Raw genomic sequence first — 4,226 nt, 5'->3', positions numbered from 1 at the left:
AGATGTGTATAAGAGACAGCCTTAGGGCCATGCGAGAGGTGCTGGCGGACCTCTGTTCCCGCAAGGGGCGGGAGGGGGACACGGAGCTTTTGATCCGCATGGGGGAGGCGCTGTCCGACACGGCCCTTTGCGGTCTTGGGCAGACCGCCGCCAACCCGGTGCTGTCAACCGTACGGTACTTTAGGGACGAGTATATGGAGCACGAGTCCAAGGGGTTCTGCAGGTCCGGGGTCTGCAGGGGCATGTTCGTTGCCCGCATAGATCGGAGCTTGTGCGTGTCCTGCGGGGCCTGCGCCAGGGCGTGTTCCTTTGGAGCCATAGAGAAGGGGGAGGACGGCAAGTATGGGGTGACCCGCCTCTGCCAGGGATGCGGGGCCTGTCTTGACCTTTGCCCTGTGGGGGCCATAGAGCCCTCGATGGAGGTGAACCAGCGGTGATCATACGGGTGGATGGACGGGAGGTGGAGGTTCCGAGGGACACGCTTCTGTACGACGCCTTGACTTCCGCCGGGGTTGAGGTGCCCGCCCTTTGCAGACACGGGGGGCTCCATCACGAGGGGGCATGCAGGGTATGCGTGGTTGAGGTGAGTTCCAGGGGATCCAGCAAGCTGGTGGCCTCCTGCATGTATCCGGTGAGGGAAGAGGGGCTTGAGGTTTGGACCAACACCGAGAGGGTGGTTAAGGCAAGGCGTTTCGTGATAGGGCTTCTTTTAAGGCGCAACGGACGCTCCCCGGCGGTTAAGGCCATGGCGGAGAGATGGGGGGCCATGGACATGGGGCGCCTTGAGATGATGGACCTCAAGGCCCTTTGCGTGCGGTGCATGAGGTGCGTAAGGGCCTGCGCTGAGAACGGCTTCAACGCCATATCCTTCTCCAGCAGGGGATGGGACCGGCACGTGGGGCCTCCCCTGGAGGAAGCCCCCGCGGCCTGTGTGGGGTGCCTTGCCTGCGCCGAGGTCTGTCCCACCGGGCACATAACCTACCGGGAGTCCGATGGGGTAAGGGAGATATGGGGAAGGACTTTCGAGCTGGCGGTCTGCCCCTCCTGCGGGGCTAGGTTCGCCACCCGGGAGCAGCTTGAGGCCCTTGGAGCTGCGGATCCCTTGTGCCCTTCCTGCAGGAGGAGGCAGGAGGCGGAGAGCCTTGGCCTTGGCTGAGGTCTTGCGTTGGGACTGCGGGGATGACCCGGCCCAGGCAGGGGCCGATTGAGTCATTAACAGTGCGCATCAAGACGAGGGGGGAGGATCTTAACATGGCGACGGAGAAGGTTCTTCTGGTCACGCCGGAGCGCTGTATCGGCTGCGGCAGCTGTGAGTTGGCCTGCTCTTTCAACAAGGAGGGGCAGTTCAGGCCCTCCATGAGCAGGGTGGGGGTCCACAGGTTCGAGCGGGGGCAGAACGTCCCCATGATGTGTTTTCAGTGCGATGACGCCCCTTGCGCAAAGGCCTGCAAGACCCAGGCGCTTTACAAGTCTTCCTCCGGGTTGGTGGAGTTCGACAGGGACAAGTGCATAGGCTGCAGGATGTGCGTCATGGCCTGTCCCTTCGGCAACGTGTCCTACGACAGGTCCAGCAAGGGGGTAGTGAAGTGCGACCAGTGCGGCGGGGATCCCAAGTGCGCGGGCATATGCCCCACCAAGGCCATAGAGTACATGCCGGCGGACGCCGCGGTGGTCTCTAAGAAGAAGAGGTTCGCCAAGCGCATAGCCGATGCCCTTGAGGAGGTGAAGGAGTAGATGAACGGCTGGGTTGGGAGAGTGCTCAGGATAAACCTTACGGACCATACCTTCAGCGCCGAGCCGTTGAAGGAGGAGTGGGCCAGGGACTACCTTGGCGGAAGGGGTTTGGGGACCCGCTACTACTTCGAGGAGGTGGGTCCTTCGGTGGATCCCCTGTCGGAGGGCAACAGCCTCTACTTCGTCACAGGCCCCCTCACCGGCACCCTGGCGGCGTCGGCGGGGCGGTTCAACGTGGTGGCCAAGAGTCCCCTAACCGGCACCATCGGGGCCGCCAACTCCGGCGGTTACTTTGGGCCGGAGCTCAAGTACGCCGGTTGGGACATGGTGGTGTTGGAGGGCCGCTCCCCTAAGCCGGTGTACGTGTACATAAACAACGACCAGGTGGAGATAAGGGATGCGGAGGGCATATGGGGTCTTGAGACCCACGAGGCCACGGATAAACTTTTGGAGCTCACCGACCCGGAGGCCAAGGTGGCGGTCATAGGCCCCGCGGGGGAGAACCTGTCCCTCATAGCCAACATAATAAACGACAAGCACCGGGCCCCCGGCCGGGGAGGTATGGGGGCGGTCATGGGTTCCAAGAACCTCAAGGCCCTGGTGGTGCGGGGCACGAAGGGGATAAAGGTGGCCAAGGGGGAGGATTTCCTCAAGGCCGTGGCGGTTGCCAGGGATAAGCTGGCCAAGCATCCGGTCACCGGGAGCGGGCTTCCCCTTTACGGCACCAACGTGTTGGTCAACATATTGAACCAGAACGGCGGGCTGCCCACCAGGAACTTCAGGACCGGGGTCTTCGAAGGGGCGGACCGGATAAGCGGCGAGGCCCAGCGGGAGAGCCGGCTTTTGAGGAACAAGGGCTGCTTCGGCTGCGGCATAGCTTGCGGCAGGGTCTCCTTTGCGGAGGCCTTCGGCCACCATGGGGAGGGCCCCGAGTACGAGACATCCTGGTCCTTCGGGGCGGACTGCGGCGTTGACGACATAGACGCGGTGGCCATGGCCAACTATCGCTGCAACGAGCTTGGGTTGGACACCATATCCATGGGGTCCACCATAGCCTGCGCCATGGAGCTCTACGAGATGGGGCTCATAAGCAAGGAGATGGCGGGGGTCGACCTGAGCTTTGGGAACGGGGCCGCCCTGGTCCCCATGGTGGAAGCGGCGGCCTACCGGAAGGGAAAGCTTGGGGAGCTGTTGGCCCAGGGTTCGTACCGTTTGGCGAGCCATTTCGGCCACCCGGAGCTGTCCATGTCCTCCAAGAAACAGGAGATGCCCGCCTACGATCCCAGGGCGATCCAGGGGATAGGTTTGAACTACGCCACCAGCAACCGGGGGGCCTGCCACGTGAGGGGCTACACCATATCCCCGGAGATTTTGGGGGTGCCTCAGAAGCTGGATCCTCAATCCATAGAGGAGAAGCCCGTCTGGGACAAGGCCTTCCAGGACCTCACTGCGGTGGTGGATTCCGTGGGCATGTGCCTTTTTACCACCTTCGGCATAGGGGCCCAGGAGATAGCGGAGCAGCTCTCAACCGCCGTCGGGATCGACTACTCGCCGGAGGACCTGATGAAGATAGGGGAGAGGATATGGAACATGGAGCGCCTCTTCAACCTCAAGGAGGGCTTCTCCGCCGCCGACGACGTGCTGCCGCCCAGGATGACCTCGGAGCCCCTGCCCGAAGGGCCCCACAAGGGTAAGGTCAGCCGGGTGCCGGAGATGCTGCCCAAGTACTACGAGGTGAGGGGTTGGACCCCCGAAGGGGTGCCCACGGAGGCCAAGCTGCGGGAGCTGGGCCTTGAGTGGATTATTGGATAATTGATAATTGGATAAGGTGATCTGCCGTTGAGGGTGCTGTTCTTCGCCACCTTCAGGGACATTACGGGCCGCAAGGAGGATCAGGCCCAGGCTCCCACGGTGAGGGAGCTTTTGGAGGAGCTGTCCTGCCGGTATGGTCAGGGCTTCCGGCAGGCGGTTCTCAAGGACGGGTCCATGTCGGACCAGGTTATAGTGCTGGTTAACGGCCATCACGTCTCTCACCTGGACGGCGCGGAAACCCGGTTGAATCCCGGCGACGAGGTCAGCATATTTCCCGTCATAGGGGGCGGGTAGCCAAGGGCGTTTTTAGGGCCCGAACGTGCATGGTTGCTGGGATGCGGGCCCCATGGCGATGGGGTCTGAAGCCGAGGCGGGGGGCGAAGTCCCTCCCGGCCTCGGCTTTTTCGTGTCTTCGTGGGACTTACTTCAAGGGGCTTCGGCGATGTCCTGGGGTATGCTTCAGTGTCCTTTGGGCGGGTCTTAGGGCCTTAAGGCGGGGCCCCTTGGCGGTCATGCTTGATGCCCCTGTGGTGCGCAAATTGCCATTTCGATTAAAATGGGTTGTGTCTTGAATTTTGAGTCTCCATGGCGGTTTTTGCAAACTAGCTTCCCGTGGCCTATCGATTGTTTTGTCTTTGGGTTTGTAGTATGGGGGGTATCTTATGTCCGTTGGCCTTAGG

The 4,226-nt window shown here is 62.1% G+C and carries 5 protein-coding genes; all 5 read left to right on the top strand.

The window, feature by feature from the left end:
* Positions 1 to 437, top strand: a 437-nt coding sequence (locus N2315_08800) for a 4Fe-4S binding protein (GenBank protein MCX7829274.1), incomplete at its 5' end; no start/stop codon positions are given.
* Positions 434 to 1,156 carry a 2Fe-2S iron-sulfur cluster-binding protein gene (locus tag N2315_08795; GenBank protein ID MCX7829273.1) on the top strand — a complete coding sequence of 241 codons (723 nt, stop codon included), beginning with the start codon at positions 434 to 436 and terminating at the stop codon, positions 1,154 to 1,156. The genes N2315_08800 and N2315_08795, both read left to right, overlap by 4 nt.
* Positions 1,157 to 1,251: 95 nt before the next feature.
* On the top strand, positions 1,252 to 1,734 hold the full coding sequence (locus N2315_08790) for a 4Fe-4S dicluster domain-containing protein (GenBank protein ID MCX7829272.1): 483 nt from the start codon (positions 1,252 to 1,254) through the stop codon (positions 1,732 to 1,734).
* Complete coding sequence (locus N2315_08785) at positions 1,735 to 3,546, top strand: aldehyde ferredoxin oxidoreductase family protein (protein MCX7829271.1); 1,812 nt, start codon at positions 1,735 to 1,737, stop codon at positions 3,544 to 3,546. It abuts the gene before it with no gap.
* A 33-nt stretch (positions 3,547 to 3,579) separates the two neighbouring features.
* Positions 3,580 to 3,840, top strand: coding sequence for a MoaD family protein (locus N2315_08780; GenBank protein MCX7829270.1), 261 nt, complete (start codon positions 3,580 to 3,582; stop codon positions 3,838 to 3,840).
* Positions 3,841 to 4,226: the final 386 nt, after the last annotated feature.

Source organism: Thermanaerothrix sp., from assembly GCA_026417795.1.
Taxonomy (GTDB): domain Bacteria; phylum Synergistota; class Synergistia; order Synergistales; family Synergistaceae; genus Thermanaerovibrio.
Note: the sequence above shows the minus strand (reverse complement) of the source record. Positions and strands in the feature narration are given on the sequence as shown.